This is a genomic window from Candidatus Sororendozoicomonas aggregata (genome assembly GCF_031528575.1).
GTDB classification, from domain to species: domain Bacteria; phylum Pseudomonadota; class Gammaproteobacteria; order Pseudomonadales; family Endozoicomonadaceae; genus Endonucleibacter; species Endonucleibacter aggregata.
Genome location: NZ_JAVLSP010000030.1, coordinates 1 through 21895, shown reverse-complemented (window position 1 = coordinate 21895; position 21895 = coordinate 1). Strand labels below are relative to the sequence as shown.

Here is a 21895-nt window from a genome sequence, read left to right as displayed (position 1 = left end):
TGATTATCGTGGAGATGCGGTGGATAAATGACGTACCATTGCCATGGTCATACGTTGATCCATCGCAATCAGATTACCGTCATCATCACGCATACCAGGCATCATGTATTGCATAATAATGTCCTGGAACAGACCGTCTTTCACACGTGAATAGGTAGTCACCGGAAAATTGATACTGGGTTTGTTGATACGGTTGTATTCAGCCACATCCAGTGAGTTACCGGACGACCGAACCTTACGTACCCATTGATTAAATGCTTTATCTGATACCGCACGGGCTTTAAAGTTCATTTGCGAGAAACCCGCACCACTGAAACTAACAGCATAGCCGTCATAGAGACCTTTATAGTTTGCGATCAGGTGCAGCTGGGACTGCATACCCGGCATCGAATAGATCTGCCCGCCCAGTTGTGGAATCATCAATGAATTCATAGGGCCATCAGCAGCAACTTTAAAATGAAGGGAACGATTTACCGGAATTTCCAGATAATTAACAGTGGCTATCCCTTGCTCGGGAAGAATAAACAGCCATTTCCAGTTTAAAGAAACCGCTTGTATTAAAAGAGGTTTGCCAGGCACATGATACAGTGGTCTGTAGGGGTCGAGCTTATGGGTACTGCGCCAGGTAATTATCGCCAGAATGGTGATAATGATGATGGGAATGAACCACATAAAAAATTCAATTTTATGACTGTGGCCCCAGTTCGGGGAATAGGTAGCTGTCGTATTCGAGGCGCGATAGCGCCAGGCAAAAACGACGGTCATAACGCAAACAGGAACCACCACAATCAGCATCAATACTGTCGCGATAATAATGAGTTCTTTTTCACTGGCACCCACCCAGCCCTTTGGGTTAAGCAATACAGCATGACACCCACTCAAAAGCAGCGTAATCGTTGGCATCAGCGTGACCAGTAGCACCGACTTGCGGGTTATTAACATAATGTGAATATCCAAAAGCTAGAAATCGAACGCAAATAGGCTTGTTGTGGTTGAAATAGCTTGAGATACGTTATCCAAGGTTCAATAACAGCGTCCATAAAAATAGCAAAAAAACGGCGAGTGACATGCACTGGCGTCACCTGCCAACTAACTACCCCAGGAGCCTGTCGGACTTATGCTTTCGAGCATAAAACTCAGTAGGGCGAGTCAGGGTTTTCGATCAATTTGCGCGAATAGTTGACCTATTTAATTAAGCAAATTGATCGGAAATTCTGGCCGCACTTTCTCGCACTTTCTCACATTTTCTGGATTTTAGGCCGAAATTGTCTTAAGTCCGACAGGCTCCTGGGATCTTTATACATCCCTGAAGCAAAGCGAAGGCTGCGATACTTCAAATAAGTTATAGTACGCCTTACCCTTCCTATCAATGTTGATGAAAAAAATAGCGTTCAGGAAATGCCCTATATTCAGGCGTATCAATGGTTTTCTGACTAACTGCTCATGGTCTGAATCTGTAATCAGTTAAAAAACGTCACATGACGTATTAATAGAGAGAAAAAGAGAAAGAGAGGAGAGTTATTAAAAAATGGTCGTTGAATCAATATCGTCATTGGAGCGGTCGGTGCCCGTTCAACGTATTCGCACCCGTTGGCTGGACAGGGCTGACGCCACGCTCGATATGCTCCGCCTGGATCAGCTGGACCCCGAGATCAGTGGCAACAAATGGTACAAACTCAAGCAAAACCTTGTTTATGCCAAGGCGCAGGGTAAAACAACGGTACTCAGTTTTGGTGGCGCCTGGTCGAACCATATTCATGCTCTGGCTGCTGCCGGTCACCGTTTTGGGCTGACCACTATTGGGGTGATTCGTGGCGAGCCATCTTTGGGGCTGACCGCCACATTAACTGATGCCCAACACTGGGGTATGCAACTGCACTATCTGACCAGGGCTGACTATCGGCGCAAAAATGAGCCTGAACTGATTGCCCGGGTATTGGCTGATTCTGGCGTACCGGCAAAACAGGTTCATATTGTCCCGGAAGGGGGCAGCAATTTACTTGGGGTTGCTGGCTGTCGGGATATTCTTGCCGCAGGGGCGGTGTCACCCGGTGATTATGATGAAATCTGGCTCGCCTGTGGCACGGGGGCCACGTTGGCTGGCATTGCCATGACGGTGTCAGAAACGATCCCTGCCAGGGAAATAATCAAAGGTGTGGCGGTCCTGAAAGGGGCTGACTTTCTGCGGGCTGATATTAACCGCCATACGCGGCGGACATTGTCAAACTGGACGTTACTGACCGACTATCATCATGGTGGTTATGCACGAACAACGGAAGCATTGCGGTTATTAATAACCTCGTTTGAGCAGGAAACCGGTATTCCCACAGACCCTGTCTATACAGGCAAAGTGTTATTTGCTTTGAAAGATTCACTCAGGAAAAATCCCGCGGCTTATCACTCAAAACGACTGTTGATGATCCATACTGGTGGGCTACAGGGGCGGCGGGGGATGGCACTTTAATCAATAAGCCAGTACCGAAAACGCCAAGGCTTAGTCAGAGAGCTAACACAAAGTATCGAAGGGGCTAACCTGACATTTCGTACCTGAAGCGGTTAATGCGTAAAATTATCTACTTTTTTACTTATAAGTTCCCCCAGGGGGGCCGACGGCACTCGTTTTCAAGGAAGTTATTCAGAAGAGCCGCATGACAAGGTCATCGGAGAGTTTATCTCAAAAATGGGGTATCAACCTGTTTGAAATATGATCAAAACTTGCGTGTCGAGGGCTACTTCCTGCATTCATAAACAAATGCTGGCGGCATATTACGCAAGGTAAACCGCAGTTTCACATCGCTGAACACGGGTTTGACATCACTGTAGTTTTTCAGTGAATACTGGTATTGCAGAAAACGGCCGCCCTGGTGCAAGTTGTCATTGACATTATTGAGAATATGGCTGACCAGGTCGTTATCAATAAGGGCCAGAGGCAGACTTGACACCACATAGTCAACTTTGTCCACCCCTAAATGATTCAGCACAGTTCGCAGTGAAGAGGCGCAGACATTGAAAATTTTGACGCGCGGGTCCGTGAGGGTTCTCAGGCTTGTCGCAAATTTTTCATTCACTTCAAAACAGAGCAACACACAGTTCTCATCCATCCTCTCAAGTAACGCGCGAGTAACGCAGCCGTTGCCTGCGCCCAGTTCAACGATGTAACGTGATTTTTTGAAATCTATTGGGGCCAGCAAACGATTGATAAGCACCCTTGAACTGGGTGTAACCGTACCAGACGTTTTAAGGTTTCGAATATGGGTTAATGAATCAATGAGCTTAAAGTGCATCTTCATGTTCTCAAACACTCGCTAATTTCAACACCGACGAAAATGTAGAACGCTACAATAGGAATTTCCCCCATCAACACCGCCGCGGCGACCTTTCGCGCTGACATCTTTGCCAGGCCCGCCACATAACAAATAGCATCTGTTGGCACCAGGGGGAAGCTTGACCAGCCAGCAATAAACCAATAGGCGTATGGGCTTGCCATTTTTTTCCTGATCTTATGGATTTGACGGGGGTACTTCGATTCAAGGTAGATATCATAACCACCAAAAGACGGAAAACTGTATAACAGCAGCGCTCCAGCCATGATACCGAGTATTGAAACCATAAATACAGCCATCAATGAATCCGGAAAGCTGATGGCACCTGCCAACACAAAGGGCGTTGCCGGTAGCATTACCGTTGCCCGCAGCAAACTTACAACTATATAGACAGCAAATGCCATAGACCCGAGAGATTCCAGAAATGTCGCTACGGCATCACGATTGAGCCATTGTGGAAATACCAGCAGGGATGAGAGCAGGACTGCAACGCTGATCAACCAGAATGTATTAAAATGTTTTGTCATAGATAAATAGTATACTTCCTGAAAAAAATGCCGTAAGCCTGAAGCTTGCACTTCTGGTATAGTCGCAGGGACTGAATCTCACAAGAAAAAGCGGTTTAGATTACAAGCTTTTGGATCATACAGTAACAATCGTGGATTTCACATCCAAATTCTGACAGGCACTAAAACTGTTTTGACACCACTGTTTAACCACAGTTACCGCGGTAGCCCGCATAATGAGGCTTCTTTTTCTTCAAGGTGACTTTTAAGCCATAAACAATTGCCAGCTCTGATGGCGTCTTATTGATCCTGGAAGCCGCCTTAAAAGTCGTGCTGTGCCAGAGCCAACAGCTTCTATATAATGGGCGTTTTCAGGGTTGATCATCACCTTATCGCCCCACGAATCTGTTTTTCACGTAGCTGGAATCCCGAAGATATGAAGAGTGCCGAGATCCGTTCTACCTTCCTTGAATTTTTTCAGGAGAGGGAGCACCAGATCGTTACCAGCAGCTCCCTTGTGCCTGCTGATGACCCGACCCTGCTGTTTGCCAACGCGGGCATGAACCAGTTCAAGAACGTATTTCAAGGACGAGAGCAGCGGGGATACGCGCGGGCGACCACTGCCCAGAAGTGTGTGCGTGCCGGTGGCAAGCACAACGATCTGGAGAATGTGGGTTACACCGCTCGCCATCATACATTCTTTGAAATGCTGGGTAATTTCAGTTTTGGGGACTACTTCAAGCGTGAAGCCATTCAATTTGCCTGGGAGTTTCTGACCAGGCGACTGGGCTTGCCCGAAGAAAAACTATGGGTGACCGTCTACAAGGATGACCAGGAAGCTGAAGATATCTGGCTGAAGGAAATGAACATCAGCCCGGCGCGTTTTTCCCGTCTGAGTGAAGACAACTTCTGGTCCATGGGCGATACGGGCCCTTGTGGCCCCTGCACTGAAATCTTTTACGACCACGGTGCTGATGTTGCCGGTGATCCACCCGGTGGCCCCAATGATGACGGTGACCGGTACATCGAAATCTGGAACATGGTCTTCATGCAGTTTAACCGCACGGCCGATGGGGTTATGCACCCGCTGCCAAAACCCTCTATTGATACAGGACTCGGGCTAGAACGTCTTGCGGCTGTGCTTCAGGGTGTGCACAACAATTACGAAATAGACCTGTTTCAAGATCTGTTGAAAGATGCGTCGTTATTACTCGGGGGTGTGGCAACGACAGAAGCATCCCTTCGTGTGATCGCAGACCATATCCGCTCCTGTTCTTTTCTGATAGCTGACGGTGTTACGCCATCCAATGACGGACGCGGTTACGCGCTGCGCCGGATTATCCGCCGTGCCTGTCGCCATGGCTATAAATTAGGTGCCAGTGAAAGCTTTTTCCATCAGCTGGTGGCATCGGTGGTTCGTACTATGGGTGACGCTTATCCCGAGTTGAAAACCAAACAAACGCTGATTGAGCAAACGTTGCTACAGGAAGAAGAGCAGTTCACCAAAACCCTCGACAAGGGCATGGGGCTTCTGGAAGAAAAGCTGACCTCCTTGAACGGCTCTGTCATTCCCGGTGATGTGGTCTTCACTTTATACGACACCTACGGTTTCCCCGTTGATTTAACCATGGATATTGCCCGTGAGCGCAATATGACCGTGGATATTGATGGCTTTGACGCAGCCCTTGAAGGACAGCGTGAGCGTGCAAGGGCCTCCAGTAAATTTGGTATTGACTATAACGCGGGTCTGCAAATACAAGGCAATACCGAGTTTATCGGTTATGAAACACCCGTTGGACAGTCAGTCGTGCGTCAACTGTTTGCTGAAGCAGACAATCAGGCAGAGAAAACCCTGGTGGCGGTTGACCAGGTCACAGCTGCCGATACCGGAGTGCTTGCGGTGATGGACAGCACACCGTTTTATGCCGAATCGGGAGGGCAGGTTGGTGATCAGGGAGTACTTTGCTGGGGCAGCGAACATCGGGCGAAAGTGCTCGATACACAAAAACACGGTGATGTGTTTGTTCATACATTAAGTGATATCTCTGCGCCACTGCGTGTCGGGCAGAGTATTGATTTACAGGTGGCGCAGGACTTGCGTCAGGCAACAGCCCTGAATCACTCAGCCACGCACCTGCTGCATGCGGCTTTGCGCGAGGTACTCGGTGAGCATGTGACCCAGAAAGGCTCATTGGTCAGCCCTGAACGTTTGCGTTTTGACTTTTCTCATTTTCAAGGGGTGAAGGCGGATGAACTCAAGCGTATTGAATCTGTCGTTAACGCCCAGATCCGTGCAAATACACCCATCAACACTGAGCTGATGACCATGGAAGCGGCAAAAGCCAAAGGTGCTATGGCACTGTTTGGTGAAAAATACACTGATGAGGCGCGTGTCTTGAGCATGGGGCTGGATGACTTTTCTGTGGAGTTATGCGGGGGTACTCATGCAAATCGTACCGGCGATATTGGTAGTTTCAGAATTGTTGCGGAATCCGGTATTGCCTCGGGTGTGCGTCGTATTGAGGCGGTGACCGGCAAGGGTGCTGATGATTGGGTACAGGCGCAACTCGATACGCTGGAGCAAATCAGTGGGCAGCTGAAAGTAAAGCCCGATGGAGCAGCGGCTAGAATCACCCAACTGCTGAAAGAGCTCAAAGTCCATGAAAAAAACGTCACTCAGCTTAAGCGGAAGTTAGCCAGTCAGGGCAGTGCTGACTTAGTATCCCAGGCCATCGAGGTCAATGGCGTTAAACTATTAGCTGCCCCCCTGGAGGGAGCAGACCCTAAATCCCTGCGAGAGATGGTTGACCAGCTGAAAAACAAGCTGGGCTCCGGGGTTGTGTTTCTGGCAGCGCCCACAGGCGGGAAAGTAGCCCTGGCCGCCGGTGTGACGGCTGATTTAACCAGCAAGGTAAAAGCGGGTGAGCTTTTAAAAATGGTGGCGAACCAGCTCGGCGGCAAAGGGGGTGGGCGCCCTGATTTTGCCCAGGGTGGTGGTACCGATGCCGATAAACTGCCTGAAGCACTGGGCTCCATTGAACACTGGCTTGCTGATAGGCTAGGAGCCTGTCGGACTTAAGACAATTTCAGCCTGAAATCCAGAAAGTGCGAGAAAGTGCGAGAAAGCGCGAGAAAGCGCGAGAAAGCGCGGCCAGAATCTCCGATCAATTTGATTAAATAGGTCAACTATTCCCACGAATTGATCGAAAATTCTGACTCGCCCTACTGAATGTTATGCTCGAAAGCATAAGTCCAACAGCCTCCTAGAGGATGGTTAATTGCCTCAGAAACGCGCCGTAAGGCGCGTTTTGACAGGTCGCTACTGGGGGCGGCCATTGGGGAGGTAATCCCATTGGGTACTGACCTTGAGGAAGCCCTGTAGTGATCAGGCGATGGAAAGGCTGCCATCATGTTGAACGTCCTCTTTGGTGGAAAAAACTGATTCAGGCGCGCCTTCAACGCTGTTAGACGACTGTTCTTCGGTACTGAAGATCCCTCACAAACTAAAAAGTAAGTGCCAGATAAGAGCTCCTTGCAGTTGGGATTGCACGAACTTCGTGTTACATTCCAAATCCGGCTAACTGATATAGAACGATATAACAATGGCGCTGTTGGTACAGAAATTTGGTGGTACGTCAGTGGGAGATCTTGAAAAAATTCAGCGTGTCGCTGAAAAAGTAAAAGGTTTCCGTGATCAGGGACATGACATGATCGTGGTGCTCTCGGCCATGAGTGGCGAAACCAACCGCCTGCTGGCGATGGCAAAAACCCTGCAAAAAGAACCCACCCCCCGGGAAATGGATGTCATCCTCTCTACCGGCGAACAACTCACCATTGGCCTGCTTAGCTTAGCCCTCAACGAAATGGGTTGTCCGGCCATTTCCTTTACCGGTTCGCAAATAGCCATTACCACTGACAGTGACCACACTAAAGCCCGTATTCAGCATATTGATACTGACCCCATTCGCGCGCAGCTAAACGCTGGTAAGGTGGTGGTGGTAGCAGGCTTTCAGGGGTGCGACCTGAAAGGTAATATCACCACCTTGGGACGGGGAGGGTCGGACACAACGGCTGTGGCCCTGGCGGCTGCACTAAAGGCGGATGAATGCCAGATTTATTCCGATGTGGATGGTGTGTACACCACTGACCCTCGTGTTGTGGAAGATGCCCGCCGACTCAACAGTATAACCTTTGAAGAAATGCTGGAAATGGCCAGCCTTGGCTCCAAGGTTCTGCAAATCAGGGCAGTGGAGTTTGCGGGTAAATACAGTGTCAATATGCGTGTTTTGCATTCATTTCAGGATGGGCCTGGAACCTTGATTACTCTGGAAAAGGAAAGTGCTATGGAATCACCCGTTGTTTCTGGAATTGCATTTAACCGTGACGAAGCAAAACTGACGATAAAGGGTGTCCCTCACATTCCGGGGGTAGCCTCAAACATTCTGGGGCCCGTCAGCAGGGCTAACATTGAAGTTGACATGATTGTACAAAATGTTGGTGATGACGGCAGTACAGACTTTACCTTTACTGTGCATCGCAATGACTTTGAACGCACCAAGGTTGTTCTGAGCCAGGTAGTTAAGGAACTGGGGGCCAGAGAGCATGATGGTAATAATAAAATAGCCAAAGTCTCTATTGTCGGCGTGGGCATGCGCTCTCACGCGGGGGTAGCGGCACGCATGTTTGAGTGTCTGGCTAATGAGGGTATCAATATTGAGATTGTCTCCACCTCTGAAATCAAGGTGTCCGTGGTTATTGATGAAAAGTACCTTGAACTGGCTGTCAGGGCACTGCATGCAGCATTTGAGTTGGAAAAGGAACCCGTGGAAACAAAGGATGTCTAAGGACTCAAGGTAGTTCAGAAAAGATCTCTGGCCGGTCATTCGCAAAGGCAGGAATTCACTTCAACGGTGGCTCTCGGCCCTTGTGGCGATGATACCAGTATAATTTTTTTGCATACTACCCGGAAAACCATCAAGCAACGCTTGTGGATGCCATAGCCTGTGAGTTCAATCCTCTGAGGCTAATTAAAAAACCCTGACTTTTTATGCTGAGGGTATTGCCCCTGCCAAATCAGGCTCAGGAAACAGAAGATAGAAAATAAAAAGTCAGATCATTGATGCATTGGGATATTATCAAGTAGAAATACGCATGGTAATGCAGGTTATGCTCGCTAGACTTTTTTATAGTAAAAGATTTTTGGGCATGAACGAGTTAGGTGGCATATACTGCATTGCCTGAACTTAAAATGAATAGAAGGTAGTCTTGAGGCAGTGACAAAGCTGCTCTCTGTGCCGGTATGGGTTGGTCATTGTTCCCTGGCAGGAAGCAGGCCATTAGCCATGATGACGGAGATGCACTCAGGATTGATGGTTATTGACTTACAGAGATGTGAATAAGGAGATTGTAATGCTGATTCTGACTCGTCGTGTTGGAGAAACGTTGATGGTCGGTGATGACGTCACTGTTACGGTTCTTGGTGTCAAGGGTAATCAGGTACGCATTGGTGTCAATGCGCCTAAAGAAGTCTCTGTCCACCGAGAAGAAATCTATCAGCGTATTCAAAAAGAGAAAGCGCAAGGTGAATTTCACGCGGCAGCTGAGCCGTACTGAAAGGGAGAAGGTGTGCATGAGCATCAAAATGTTTACTTTGCCTGAGAGACAATCGTAATAACCCGCTGTATGGGTCGTCACTTTTGTTACGAAAACCAAATGTCGTTTGGGTGAGATATTTTCCCTGTTGCTAGCGCGTTAAACAGGTGCTCTTTGGTGCTTCATAGACAAGCGCAAGGGGTGCCGTGCTTTTCGTCGAGCCTGTATTAATTTTGTGTAAACACCCTTTTTTCATTAATCCTGAATCCGATCTGGCAACATAATAAAAAACCGGTAAAGCACCTTCAGGCATAAAACGCTTCCTGTCCAGAAGCTGTAAGCACAGCTTCCAGCCTGAGTTTGTTTACAACGCCAATAAGCCCGGTGCTCAAGAACGTATAGTGAATATGGCGATGAATGGTTCTGGTAGTGGGGATACTGGTCGCTTCCTGGGTACCTTATCATCAATATCTAACCTTTCATCCAGGCTATAAGCGTTAGCCATGATGAATGAGGTCAAGACCTCAGTTATAAAAACAACCGGTTTGGTTGCCATGAGCTTTCTGGCCCGCAAGACAAGACTTAATGCCCATGATGTACTCCTGCTGTTTATTAAAAGCAGCGACGAAATAACGACTTTTGCATCTCTCTATCGAGTTACAAAATACAAAGGAGTCTCCTGTCACTCAATGGTGGAGGCGCAAGGGTCTGGTTACTGTCAACATTTTTTCAGTGATTGGCTGTCTCCTGCTTCAGCAGTGAAAAAATAGCATTTTACCGTCTGTTAGCACAGATATTCAGTTTGTTTTTCACCCAATACCAAATACGTTCATCCGTTACATCCGTGATAATATTTTCAGAATCCTTGATATTTCTTACAAACGGGGTTCCACCGTTTATGTACCATTGAAACGAAGCGACGATTTTGCCTGTATCATTGTTGATAATGTTAAAATCCTGGGTGCTGGCCTTAAATGAACACCAGTGCTTGGGTGAAGAGGCATAATGTATGACAACATAACAAAAATCGGCTTTATAAAGGTCAAGGCATGAAGCCGGATTATACACGCCGTACATGCAGGCCCCGTGGCCACTGGGTTTAAGTGTATAGCCCTTTTTTGAGTAATGTGGGTTACCTGGGGGTATCAGATTATTAAAATGAAGTGCTGAATCCAAGCTATAAGCGTTAGCCATGATGAATAAGGTCAAGACCCCGGTTATAAAACCAACCGGTTTGGTTGCCATGAATTTTCTGGCCCGCAAGACAGACTTAATGCCCATGATGTACTCCTGCTGTCTATGACAGAGCGACGAAATACTGATTTTTTCAACACCGCTACAAAAGGTAAAAGAGTTTCCCGTCACTCAATGGGGTGGCGCAAGGTTCTGGTTACTGTCAACATGTTTTCAGTGATTGGCTGTCTCCTGCCCGGCTTGCCCCCTGCCCAGCTTCAACTTGTAAGAATAGATATTCAGTTTGTTTTTCACCCAATCCAAAGATTTATAACCCGTTGCGTTTGCCATAATCTTTTCAGAATCCCTGATATTTCTTATAGACGGTTCCCCACTTTTCATGTACCACTGAAACGTAGCGACGACTTTGCCTGTATCATTATTGATAATGTTAAAATCTTGGATGCTGAGCTTAAATAAACAACTGTGCGAGAATGAAGCGGCATAATGTAACATTACATAACAAGATTTGGTTCTATAACCGGACGTGCATGAAGCCGGATTATACACGCCGTACATGCAGTATCCGTGGTCACTGGGTTTAAGCGTAAAGCCTTTTTCCGAGTAATGTGGGTTACCTGGGGGTATCCTATCATTCATATTTAACCTTTGATCCAGGCTATAAGCGTTAGCCATGATGAATAAGGTCAAGACCCCGGTTATAAAACCAACCGGTTTGGTTGCCATGAATTTTCTGGCCCGCAAGACAGACTTAATGCCCATGATGTACTCCTACTGTCTATGACAGAGCGACGAAATACCGATTTTTTCAACACCACTACAAAAGGTAAAAGAGTTTCCTGTCACTCAATGGGGTGGCGCAAGGTTCTGGTTACTGTCAACATTTTTTCAGTGATTAGCTGTCTCCTGTATCCACTATCAAAAAACCGTTTGCAATTTTCTACTCCTTAATTTTTGTATAAAACCTCATACCCGGAGATAATACGAACATTGGCCAATTTATTTTATTTAAACAAGCACAGTCTATATTTTCATTATTGAATGAACTGACAGAAGGAGAAAATTTAGGGCTTAATGAATATATTTCAGGATTATAATCAGCCAGTAAGCTCGGGGATGAAAGTACAATGATTTGATGATTGAGAATACCGGAACTCACGGTTGCAAAAGAATAAGTCCCCATTAATGATTGCTGTACACACATATCATACTTCCCTCCCATAAGAACGAGACTGGTAATCTCTTGTTCTTTCAAATAAGGCAGTAAAGGAGGAGATGTTGCCCCATCAAGGACACCGGAAGCTTCCTTGATACATGAAAAATCGGGCTGGCCAATAACGCCATAAATATGCCTTGGATATAACTCCCAAAGGTCGTGCACAACAATAACGCTACACCCTAATTCTTTACAAAAATGCAGTGTTTCCTGTTGGCTCTGTTTTCTAATAATCCCGTTAACCGCTGCTTCATCAAGGTGTTCATCCCTTTCATCGATTACGATGGCTGCTGTATTAGCATTGTGTTCCGGTTTATGAAACTTAACGATATCGGCTAGCAAAGATCCATTGATAATTGACATAATTAACACCTGTTATTCGTCGTTTTATTTGTGAGATCTGAATAACACCCGCCATTTAACAGATAAGATACCCTCAAAAAAGGATCTTACGCTTCTTGCTCAGTATCGTCCATTATACCCGGGTCATGGGGTACCTCTGCTCAGTTGGACAATTGCGCGAATGCGCAAGGCACTTGGGATTGCCGGGGGGATGGACAGGCAAGCCCTTAAGGTGACATGCGCCTTGCGCAAGATTGCTGTTTGAGTGACTGAGCCTGTTTAGGCGCCCTGAAACGAACTGCCCGTCTTTCCTTTTAAAACCTGGCCCTGCCAGCGCGTAAAAAACATTGCCGTAATAAATAATGAACCACTTAACAACGTGATCACCCATTCATGAATTTCAGCAGGAGTAAGCCATGTTGAGACAACACCACTGGTGAAGTAAAAACAGAGAATGAAACATAACCAGGCCGCTCCCCTGGTTTTTTTGCCCAAAAGTCCTGCTATAGGCAGCAGCAAAGGAAATAGCTGGATACATGTCGCGAACCACTGAGAACTCTGTGGCGGGTCAAGCCACCAGGTTTTTATCAGCAATGTGATAATAAGTCCGCTGTATAAAGTGAGGCATAGCCCGTAAGAGGCCCTTGCCTTCATGGCCAAAGATACCATCACAAAATCTCCAGAACGGCTTCGGGTGGTCTGCCAATACGCGCGTGCCCATTGGCAACCACAATGGGTCTTTGCAGCAAAATGGGAGCGTGATTGATGGCCTTGAAAATATCTTCATCTGAAAGGCTGTTATCATGGAGGTGTTTATCTTTGTAGGCCTTTTCGCCAGTTCTGAGTAAATCTCTGGGTGATACTGCCAATAACCGCGTTAACTCTGCTAGAGTACGCACATCTGGTGGGGTGTCCAGATAAAAAATAATCTCAGGCTCTATGCCTTTCTCCTTAAGCAGAGCCAGTGTCCCGCGAGATTTTGAGCAGCGTGGGTTGTGATAAATTCTAATACTCATAGCAGCCTGTTATTGACCATGGGTGAAACACGAATGTTGACGTTATATCAGAAACTGTGGGTAATTGCTTGTCTGGGTCTGATTTTAGCCGGTTGCGCTGGTCCAAAGATTGACTGGGATTATAATCCGTCGGTTAATATGAGCCAATGGCACTCTTATGCCTGGCTAACCCCGGCCGGACACTCTTCTGACTCTCCGGTGGATAGTTTAATGGCTCAGCGCATCCGCTCGGCGGTAGATAAGAACCTGCAAGCAAAAGGGTTAAAGCTGGTCAAACTGGCCAATGCTGATGTGCTGGTTAATGCGTCTGTCCAGACCAGAACCCGGCGTGTTCAGAATCAAGTAGCCACCTCTTTGGGGTATGGCTTTTCACCTTGGGGAATGGGAGTAACAACAGAAAGCCATACCTATGAGTATGATCAGAACATCCTGAGTATCGATATTATCAACCCGGGCAACCATGCTACGCTTTGGCAGGGTAAAGCAACGTCAGGGCGGTTGGATCAAGGCTCTCCTCAAGGGCGTAAGAAGGCAGTGGACAGCGTTGTAACGGCTATACTCGCTCCTTTTCCCCACGGACAATAGACCGTTGTTTTATCAAGGAGGGTGTTTGCCCACCCACAACGCCAGGAGCCTGTCCGAGAATAGACTGCCCTACTGCGGTTGCGATAAATGGGTCTAAAAATTCCTACTTCTTCGTCAAATAGCCCCACTATTATCCTCAGAAGCAGAAATTTTTATCCTCAATTTCTCGTAATCCTCGCTACGGGCGCTATTCTCGGTCAGGCTCCTAGGTAGTGGTCAGGTAATGAGAGGCTTTTTCTGACTATTTCCAAATGGTAGTGCCCACGTTCCATTGGAGTCAGAACAGATTAGAGAAATATTTAAAATAATTTTTATTCTAAATTTATATAAAAATACTCAATATCTGCGCTAACCGCCTGAAACTTATCTTTTTGACCAAGGTCTAATACTGAAATTACATAATAGCAACTACAATAAGAGCGTTTGTATAGAAGGATGTAAAGTAACCTATGCAGATCAATCCATTTCGACAGTTATTGTCACTGTGCGCCAATAAGTCCGATACCACAAAGCCTGAAGACTCCGCTACAGCGAAAGCCACCAAGCTCGCTGAAGAGTCGACCTATTTCGCCCATATGTTCAAAGTCAGGGCTGAAGATATCGCCCCGCTATTATGGAATCGGTTCTATAAAGATTTGCGGCGTAAACACAAGCGAAAACTTCGCCGGGTGAATAAGAAAAAACCCAGTGCCGAACCGAGCCTGCGCAAGCGTGACCATGACCCTGATGACCAGGCAACTCCCGATTACGTTTAATCATTCCAACAGCCTGTCAGGCTGTGGCTCTGAAAGCATGAAAAAACTTACCTGCTGGCAAGCAGGCAATTGTCACGTCAGTGGGGATGACAGCCTGGGAGCTTTTGGTTAACAGAGCCTGTTGACACCGGGTACGGCTCCAGCCTTCAAGGATTCCTCCGTATTCCAAGATTGCCCTCAACGCCTTATTATGGTGTAAAGTTGCCGACTATGGAAAATACTTGGCTAAACTTCAATCATACTGTCAGTATGCCGACTAGCTTGCGCGGAGCCTGTCGCTGTTTCTCAATACTGGCGATTAAGGAAAGAGACTATATCATTGAGTGGTTTTCTAGGCATGTTTGGTAGAAAAAAAGACGCCTCCTCTACCAGGGATACGGGTAAAAAAGCCCCTCAGGCGAAAAGTACGTCTAAAAGCAACCCAAAAAGTACAAATCCCGATGGACACAGAGCAGGTAGCGTAACAAATAAGCGTAGCCGTGATTATAAATCCCATAAGCCCCATAACGTCTCACACCGAACACCGCCAAAACCCTGGAACCCTGCTCAATTTACCGTTGCGGCGGAGGCTGGAAAAACCCGGTTTCATGATTTTGAATTACCTGATGGGCTTATGCGCGCTATCTATGATCTGGGGTTTAAATACTGCACCCCTATTCAGGCTGAGGTGCTAGGGAGCACCCTTGCCGGGAGAGATGCCATTGGTAAAGCGCAAACCGGTACAGGTAAAACAGCCGCTTTCCTTATCAGCACTATCAAGCAACTGGTTGAAGTATCTCCACCTGACAAGCGCTATCTTGGTGAGCCTCGCGCCATTGTTATCGCACCCACACGAGAGTTGGCACTGCAAATTGGTAAAGATGCTGAAAACCTGACCAGACATTTGCCTTTTCACGTGGTTACTGTCGTAGGTGGTATGGATTATGACAAGCAGCGTAAACGACTAAGCGAACATTATGTTGATATTCTGGTGGCTACTCCTGGTCGTCTGATTGACTACTGTGATCGTCGCGACCTGCACCTGGATCTTGTAGAGACGCTCATTATTGACGAAGCTGACCGTATGCTGGACATGGGCTTTATTCCACAAGTCCGTCGTATTGTTCGAATGACGCCCCGCCCGGGTGATCGTCAAACCCTGCTGTTTTCCGCCACCTTTACCGATGAGGTGCTGCGCCTTGGAGAGCAGTGGACATGGCAGCCGGTCAAGGTGGAAATTGAGCCTGATACCGTTGCCACTGACCGGATTGACCAAAAGCTCTATATTGTCACTGCCAAGCAGAAGTACCCGTTACTGGTCAATCTGATCACTAAAAAGCGGCTGGAGCGTGTCATTGTCTTTACTAATCGTCGTGACCAAACCCGCCGGCTGGCTGAAAAACTGAAAAAAACGGGTATTAAAGCGGAACAGATTTCTGGTGAAGTCCCTCAAAACAAGCGTCTGCGCACCTTGGAGGACTTTCGTAATGGTCGAATAACAGTACTGGTGGCAACGGATGTCGCTGGACGTGGTATTCATATTGACGGCATTAGTCATGTGATTAATTATCACTTGCCTGAAGAGCTGGATGACTACATTCACCGTATTGGTCGCACGGGTCGCGCCGGTGCCAGTGGTACCAGTATCAGCTTTGCCTGTGAAGACGAATCGTTCCTGATTCCAGATTTACAGGAACTGGTTGGCGCTTCATTGACCACTGAATACCCACCAGAAGAGTTGCTTTAGTAAGAGTCCGATAATAACTTCCCAGTTTTGCCGTTCGGGCTGAGCCTGTCGAAGCTCGCTGCCACCACCGTTCGACTCTTCGGCAAGGTCAGAGTTCAGGATGAACGAAAGTCGGGAAGTTATTTTTAGACTGCTCCTTAGCTAACGGCTGTTTACCCGGACTGTATTCACCTATATTCACTGATGGGCCGCTATGGGCTGATCTAAGTATAACTTTTTGATTTAAAAAAAATTTATACTTGTTACTGCCCCTTGCGAAAAAAACATATAAGTTCTTATAGTAAAACTTTTTTTCTGATTTTGTACGAATAATTTTCTTCCCCGTGAATTTTTTATGACTTGCTCATATCCGTACTTGCCGCCTTGCCAATTTTCGATAAGAATCAGGGTGAGTGCTCACAAAAAAACAGACAGGGAGCCGCCTATGGGAAATGCTTTGAAGAGTAAGCCAATTACCCAACGAGAAACCACCGCCTACGTCCTGGACAGCAATGTTCTAATACACGACCCCAACTCAATCCTAAACTTCGAAGAACATCAGGTTATCATACCCATCACTGTCCTGGAGGAACTGGACAAGCTCAAAAATGGCAAGCAAACCATTGCCGCTGACTGCCGTCAGGCAATCAGGCTGATTGACAACATTCTCGGAGCCGCCACACCCGTAGAAATTGATGATGGTGTGCCAATCAAGCGCGGAGACAAAAGCCCGGAGCTGGGCACACTGTCTATTTTAATGAACCATGCATTGGATAATGTCACGACACTGCCGAGCAGCAATAACGATAATCGGATTATCAACGATATCAGGCAGTATCAACAGGATAATCCGGGTCGTCCAGTGATATTGGTCACCAAAGATATCAATATGCGTTTGAAGGCTCGGGGCTGTGGCATTTTAACAGAGGATTATCATAACGATCAGTTGGTATCGGACATTGGTCTTTTGACCAAAGGCTATATCCACTACGAAGGTAATTTCTGGGATCGGGTCACAGAAGTGGATACCTCTCAGCAAGAAGGCCGCACTACTCATACGCTGAAACGAAACGAGATCAAAGAAGACCTTTACCTGAACAAGTTCCTGGTGGACGATCAAGGGTTTGTGGCAAGGGTAACGGGCATCACCGATACGGACGTTAGACTTTTGCACTTACCCAGAGAAGCCCTGATGAATCAGGACGCCTGGGGATTGCGGCCCCTTGATATTTACCAGGGCATGGCGCTGAATCTGCTGATGGACCCGGATGTGCATCTGGTGAACCTCAACGGCGCCGCTGGCTCGGGTAAAACCATTTTGGCTCTGGCGGCTGCCATTGAAATGACGATTGCCAGTAAACAGTACCGTCGGATTATTGCTACCCGCTCTACACGTGGGCTGGATGAAGATATTGGCTATCTGCCCGGTACCGAGGCTGAAAAAATGGAGCCATGGCTCGGTGCTATTACGGATAACCTTGAAGCTCTCCATAGTGATGACGAATCCACCCATGGGAGCGTGGATTACATCCTCAAGCAAGTGCCTTTGCACTTCAAGTCCCTGAACTATATTCGGGGACGGAGCTTTCAACACAGCCTGATCATCATTGATGAATGCCAAAATCTCACGCCCCATCAGATCAAAACCATTGTCACCCGGGCAGGTATTGGCAGTAAAGTCATTTGCCTGGGTAACCTGGCTCAGATTGATACGCCCTATCTGGCGCCTACCAGCTCAGGGCTGACCTATATGACCGAACGGTTAAAGCATTTTCCAAACGGTGGCTCTATTCAGCTAAAAGGCGTACCTCGCTCACCCTTGGCAGCTTATGCGGAGATGCATCTGTAAACACCGGAAGGGGCAGTGTCTATCCATTAACCCGGAGCCTGTCGTCAGGGGAGGTTTATTACAGGGTTCGGGGTTGAAATAGCCATAAAGTCAAATCCGGGCAAAGTGCCCGGATTTTTGGTTATCAGCGTCGAGTGTCAGAAACCAGCGGGGTATTTCCCGCTTTTCCGCCCACTATTCCAAACGACAGTATTCAGCAGTATTCTGAAATAAAATCCATTTACTATTATGCGATGGAGAGCATAGAGTGGCACCCATTACTCCACCAGGTGGCATTAACCAACCACCATCAGCAACGTTATCCAAGGTTGGAAAGAATAAAAAAACGGGAAAAAAGTCCAATAACCGCCAAGTGATGTTGTCCGATACGGTTAAAAAAAAGCTGGCGAATGCCCAGTCCATAAAGGCAGGGAAAAAAAGCCTGATGGATCGAACCGTCAGGCACCACTCAAAAACCACTGAACAGACCAAACAAGCGTCCGCCCTATCGCCAGCGCAGCAAAAGATTACCGAAACAGCGCAAGGCATGGAGGGGTACTACCGCTGGGTACCTCCGGCGCAAAATGCCCTGGGCAGCAAAAACGATTTTGAAGAGATGGTCAACCATGGCGTGCCCTTAGGGGAGAACTCAGCAATGAACTGCTGGGAAAGCGTATTCAGTGTTGGCCTCAAATCAGGGGTATTACCGGAAAGTGATTTTACCCGTGCTTTGAAAGATAGCCGTGCTATGGATAGCGACATCACTTACAATGAAAAGGTGGTGGAGTTGCTTGGTATGCGACAATCCATACCACTTAAAGGCAATACGCCTGAACCTGGCGACCTGATTCTTTTTTTTGGTTCTTCCCATGTGGCCCTGGCTATGGGTGACGATAAGATGATGCACCTGCCCAATGAAGGTTCGTTTCAGCACGGCTTGATTTCAGATTTTACCAACCAGGTAAAAGGCAATGACGTAAAGTATGCTCAACAACTGAAAAACGGTATTGAGCATCTCGGCGACTTTCCCGATGAAATTATCAGGAAGTTCTCAGCAAACCAGCTTGAGAAAATGTACGACACAGTCATGGACTATGTTGAAGTGCTCAGGGATGATGAACACAATCAGAACCCTGATCACAAACAGGCCGTTGCGGAGGCAAAGGCAAGTGCCATGAAAGCCGTACAACCCATCATTGACCAGCTTGCGGTCAGAATCGTCAAAAACCCCTGGCAAAATATCCAGGACGTTCTGAAAATCTCCAATAAAACGATGCCTTGAGAATAAAGGCATTTTAGTTAATCGCTCCCTTTCACTTAATCGCTCAAGGGCTATTCCGTCAGCTATTATGGCATATTGCCGTACATACAGGCCGGTGAAGTTACTCAGGGGGAGCAGGGCGCTCCACAGCAAACCGGTCACGACAGGTGGCGTAATAGTTGCCTTCCATTCGCCCGATGGTGTCCAGTAAGGAGACATTCACCCGGTTATTTTGAAAGACTTCATCATCAAGGTGAATATGGCAAACCCTGCCTAACACCAGGTTTCCTGCCAGTGGTTCATCGCCAAAAGAAATCACGTCATGCAGTTTGCACTCATAGTGCACCAGTGCTTCTTTTACCGAAGGAGCGGCCACCGCAGACGACGGCATAGCCGTCAGACCGACCTCTGCCATTTCGTTAATGTCAGGCCCATAAACCGCAGAGGTCTGATTCATGGCACGCACTTGCCCATGACTGACAATATTCACCACAAACTCTTTTGTCTCACGAATATTATTAAGGGTATCTTTAGGTTGTCCGGTTTGTCCGAGCAGGGGCGAAAAACCTAACACGGGCGGATTCACACTGACAATATTAAAATAGGAGAAGGGCGCCAGGTTTACCTGTCCCCGCTTATCCACAGTGGATACCCAGGCGATAGGCCTTGGTGTTACAGTACTGATTAATAAACGATAAATATCTTTTGCGGGTACGGAGTCAGGAATAATATGCATCGCAACTGCCTTCTTCGTCTATTGGATTTATCCGCTGGTCGTCAGAAACCACTGATACGCTCTTTTTATCGTATCCAACAATTCATACACTAACACTGAGAATATACCATGTTCACCAGTAAGCTTGATCTTAATGATTTTATGTCTGGCCTGGTTAAACGCAACCCTTACGAGCCTGACTTCCATCAGGCCGTGGAGGAAGTGGCTGAGAGTGTCATTCCTTTTATTAACCAGCACCCGGAGTATATTCAGGAGCGTGTTCTTGAGAGGATGACAGAGCCTGATCGTATTGTGGCATTTCGGGTCTGCTGGGAAGACGATGATGGTCATATCCGTGTTAACCGTGGCTATCGGGTACAGTTTAATAATGCCATCGGGCCCTACAAAGGAGGCTTGCGCTTTAGCCCCTCCCTGACCCTCGACACCCTGAAGTTTCTTGGATTTGAGCAAACATTTAAAAACAGCCTGACGACACTGCCTCTCGGTGCCGCTAAAGGCGGTTCAGACTTTAACCCCAAGGGTAAAAGCGACCGTGAGGTGATGCGCTTCTGTCAGTCCTTTATGACTGAACTGCACAAACATATTGGGGCTCACAGGGATATCCCCGCGGGTGATATCGGTGTGGGTGGCCGTGAAATCAGTTATATGTACGGTCAATATAAACGGCTGGAAAATGAATTCCAGGGTGTGCTGACAGGTAAGGGGCTGGAGTTTGGTGGTAGCCTTATTCGCAAAGAAGCCACAGGTTACGGTAATGTATTTTTCACTGAAGAGTTGCTAAGAGAACACAATCTGGAACTGGCAGGGATGCGTTGTGTTGTTTCAGGTACCGGTAATGTGGCTTTGTACACCGCTCAGAAACTCATGGCTCTCGGTGCCCGGGTGATTGCCTTGTCTGACTCTTCCGGCAGTATCTACCTGCCAGAGGGTATGAATGCGGAGCAGCTGTATTGGATGATCGATTTGAAAGAAAATCGCCGTGGTCGTATTGCTGAGTTCGCTGAGCACTTTGGTTGTGTATTTAACGAGCAAGTCAGTGTATGGCAATACCCCTGTCAGGCGGCCTTTGCCTGTGCCACACAAAATGAGCTGGATCTTGACGATGCGAAGACCCTGATTAAAAATGGCTGTAAGGTGGTGGCGGAAGGAGCCAATATGCCTGCTACCTTAAAAGCCAGTCACGCTTTGCGAGGGGCGGGTGTCCTTTTTGCCCCGGCCAAAGCAGCTAATGCTGGAGGCGTTGCCGTCTCTGGCCTTGAAATGACCCAAAACAGCATGCATCTGTCCTGGTCCGTCGAGGAGCTGGAGACGCGCCTGCATAGCATTATGCGCAAGATTCATAGTCAGTGTGTTGAGCATGGACATGTTGAGGGTGGCCCCGTTGACTATGTCAGGGGGGCAAATATTGCCGGCTTTAAAAAGGTGGCTAATGCCATGCTTGCTTATGGGGTGGTTTAAACCTGAGTTCAGGTTAAAGGCAAGCTGGTGCACCTGATATTGGCCTTCAGGCTTTGTCATAAAACGCTACCAGCACTGCTACTGTGAAGGCACGCTGTTGTGGTGGATTTCCGCCTTTGCGGTTATGGCGAACTGTTGGTATTTTCTGAAATGCGGCTATCCTTAGGAGCCTGTCGGACTTAAGGCAATTTCGGCCTGAAATCCAGAAATTGCGAGAAAGTGCGAGAAAGTGCGAGAAAGTGCGAGAAAGTGCGGCCAGAATTTCATGCTCGAAAGCTTAGAAGCAGTCTTAAAAGTCTGTCCGTAGCGAGGACTGCGAGAAATGGAGGATAAAAAGTCGCTTTTGTGAGGAGAATAGCGGGACTATTTGACGAACAA

General features: G+C 47.4%; 21 protein-coding genes. 12 read left to right on the top strand and 9 right to left on the bottom strand.

What is annotated here, in order from left to right:
• Positions 1-3 precede the first annotated feature (3 nt).
• Positions 4-942, bottom strand: coding sequence for a ubiquinol oxidase subunit II (gene cyoA / locus V4C51_RS07855; RefSeq protein WP_330925595.1), 939 nt, complete (start codon positions 940-942; stop codon positions 4-6).
• Positions 943-1528: 586 nt separating this feature from the next.
• Here cyoA and V4C51_RS07850 point away from each other — a divergent pair.
• Positions 1529-2464, top strand: coding sequence for a 1-aminocyclopropane-1-carboxylate deaminase/D-cysteine desulfhydrase (locus V4C51_RS07850; protein ID WP_330925594.1), 936 nt, complete (start codon positions 1529-1531; stop codon positions 2462-2464).
• Between the two features lie 265 nt (positions 2465-2729).
• On the opposite strand, the gene V4C51_RS07845 is transcribed toward V4C51_RS07850, so the two are convergent.
• Together V4C51_RS07845 and V4C51_RS07840 are read right to left on the bottom strand one after the other, a co-directional pair.
• The gene (locus tag V4C51_RS07845) at positions 2730-3290 is read right to left on the bottom strand and encodes a class I SAM-dependent methyltransferase (RefSeq protein ID WP_330925593.1); all 561 of its coding nucleotides are present in this window, start codon (positions 3288-3290) and stop codon (positions 2730-2732) included.
• Positions 3287-3850 carry a TVP38/TMEM64 family protein gene (locus V4C51_RS07840; RefSeq protein WP_330925592.1) on the bottom strand — a complete coding sequence of 188 codons (564 nt, stop codon included), beginning with the start codon at positions 3848-3850 and terminating at the stop codon, positions 3287-3289. Before V4C51_RS07840 ends, V4C51_RS07845 begins: the two co-directional genes overlap by 4 nt.
• 415 nt (positions 3851-4265) lie before the next feature.
• Here V4C51_RS07840 and alaS point away from each other — a divergent pair, with 415 nt between their 5' ends.
• The 5 genes from alaS (at position 4266) to V4C51_RS07820 (ending at position 10191) form a co-directional block, all read left to right on the top strand.
• Positions 4266-6908: an alanine--tRNA ligase gene (gene alaS, locus V4C51_RS07835; RefSeq protein WP_330925591.1), complete on the top strand. Its 2643-nt coding sequence runs from the start codon at positions 4266-4268 to the stop codon at positions 6906-6908.
• Between the two features lie 523 nt (positions 6909-7431).
• Positions 7432-8673, top strand: a complete 1242-nt coding sequence (locus V4C51_RS07830) for an aspartate kinase (protein WP_330925590.1) — start codon at positions 7432-7434, stop codon at positions 8671-8673.
• Between the two features lie 565 nt (positions 8674-9238).
• Positions 9239-9442 carry a carbon storage regulator CsrA gene (gene csrA / locus V4C51_RS07825; protein ID WP_330925589.1) on the top strand — a complete coding sequence of 68 codons (204 nt, stop codon included), beginning with the start codon at positions 9239-9241 and terminating at the stop codon, positions 9440-9442.
• 290 nt (positions 9443-9732) lie between these two features.
• Positions 9733-9915, top strand: a complete 183-nt coding sequence (locus V4C51_RS17930) for an IS1-like element transposase (RefSeq protein WP_420797641.1) — start codon at positions 9733-9735, stop codon at positions 9913-9915.
• Between the two features lie 9 nt (positions 9916-9924).
• A complete protein-coding gene (locus tag V4C51_RS07820; protein WP_330925588.1) occupies positions 9925-10191 on the top strand; it encodes a hypothetical protein in 267 nt (88 codons plus the stop codon).
• A gap of 4 nt (positions 10192-10195) precedes the next feature.
• Here V4C51_RS07820 and V4C51_RS07815 read toward each other — a convergent pair whose 3' ends face one another.
• The 5 genes from V4C51_RS07815 to arsC all read right to left on the bottom strand — a co-directional run bounded on the left by V4C51_RS07815 (position 10196) and on the right by arsC (position 13189).
• Complete coding sequence (locus V4C51_RS07815) at positions 10196-10702, bottom strand: hypothetical protein (RefSeq protein ID WP_330925587.1); 507 nt, start codon at positions 10700-10702, stop codon at positions 10196-10198.
• Positions 10703-10828: 126 nt separating this feature from the next.
• The gene (locus V4C51_RS07810; protein ID WP_330925586.1) at positions 10829-11377 is read right to left on the bottom strand and encodes a hypothetical protein; all 549 of its coding nucleotides are present in this window, start codon (positions 11375-11377) and stop codon (positions 10829-10831) included.
• Positions 11378-11555: 178 nt separating this feature from the next.
• Positions 11556-12194, bottom strand: coding sequence for a hypothetical protein (locus V4C51_RS07805; RefSeq protein WP_330925585.1), 639 nt, complete (start codon positions 12192-12194; stop codon positions 11556-11558).
• A 258-nt stretch (positions 12195-12452) separates the two neighbouring features.
• Positions 12453-12827, bottom strand: coding sequence for a DUF2069 domain-containing protein (locus tag V4C51_RS07800; protein ID WP_330925609.1), 375 nt, complete (start codon positions 12825-12827; stop codon positions 12453-12455).
• 14 nt (positions 12828-12841) lie between these two features.
• Complete coding sequence (gene arsC, locus V4C51_RS07795; RefSeq protein WP_330925584.1) at positions 12842-13189, bottom strand: arsenate reductase (glutaredoxin); 348 nt, start codon at positions 13187-13189, stop codon at positions 12842-12844.
• Positions 13190-13222: 33 nt separating this feature from the next.
• Between arsC and V4C51_RS07790 the strand changes: the two genes are divergently transcribed.
• From V4C51_RS07790 to V4C51_RS07770, 5 genes are all read left to right on the top strand, one after another.
• Positions 13223-13774, top strand: coding sequence for a DUF4136 domain-containing protein (locus V4C51_RS07790; RefSeq protein WP_330925583.1), 552 nt, complete (start codon positions 13223-13225; stop codon positions 13772-13774).
• Between the two features lie 449 nt (positions 13775-14223).
• Positions 14224-14529 carry a hypothetical protein gene (locus tag V4C51_RS07785; protein WP_330925582.1) on the top strand — a complete coding sequence of 102 codons (306 nt, stop codon included), beginning with the start codon at positions 14224-14226 and terminating at the stop codon, positions 14527-14529.
• Between the two features lie 319 nt (positions 14530-14848).
• Entirely contained in the window at positions 14849-16255 is a 1407-nt protein-coding gene (gene rhlB, locus V4C51_RS07780) for an ATP-dependent RNA helicase RhlB (protein WP_330925581.1), read from the top strand.
• Positions 16256-16679: 424 nt separating this feature from the next.
• The gene (locus tag V4C51_RS07775) at positions 16680-18083 is read left to right on the top strand and encodes a PhoH family protein (protein WP_330925580.1); all 1404 of its coding nucleotides are present in this window, start codon (positions 16680-16682) and stop codon (positions 18081-18083) included.
• Positions 18084-18330: 247 nt separating this feature from the next.
• Positions 18331-19344 carry a hypothetical protein gene (locus V4C51_RS07770; protein WP_330925579.1) on the top strand — a complete coding sequence of 338 codons (1014 nt, stop codon included), beginning with the start codon at positions 18331-18333 and terminating at the stop codon, positions 19342-19344.
• A gap of 100 nt (positions 19345-19444) precedes the next feature.
• Here V4C51_RS07770 and V4C51_RS07765 read toward each other — a convergent pair whose 3' ends face one another.
• Positions 19445-20059: a flavin reductase family protein gene (locus V4C51_RS07765; protein WP_330925578.1), complete on the bottom strand. Its 615-nt coding sequence runs from the start codon at positions 20057-20059 to the stop codon at positions 19445-19447.
• A 108-nt stretch (positions 20060-20167) separates the two neighbouring features.
• Here V4C51_RS07765 and gdhA point away from each other — a divergent pair, with 108 nt between their 5' ends.
• Entirely contained in the window at positions 20168-21517 is a 1350-nt protein-coding gene (gdhA, locus tag V4C51_RS07760; protein WP_330925577.1) for an NADP-specific glutamate dehydrogenase, read from the top strand.
• Positions 21518-21895 lie beyond the last annotated feature (378 nt).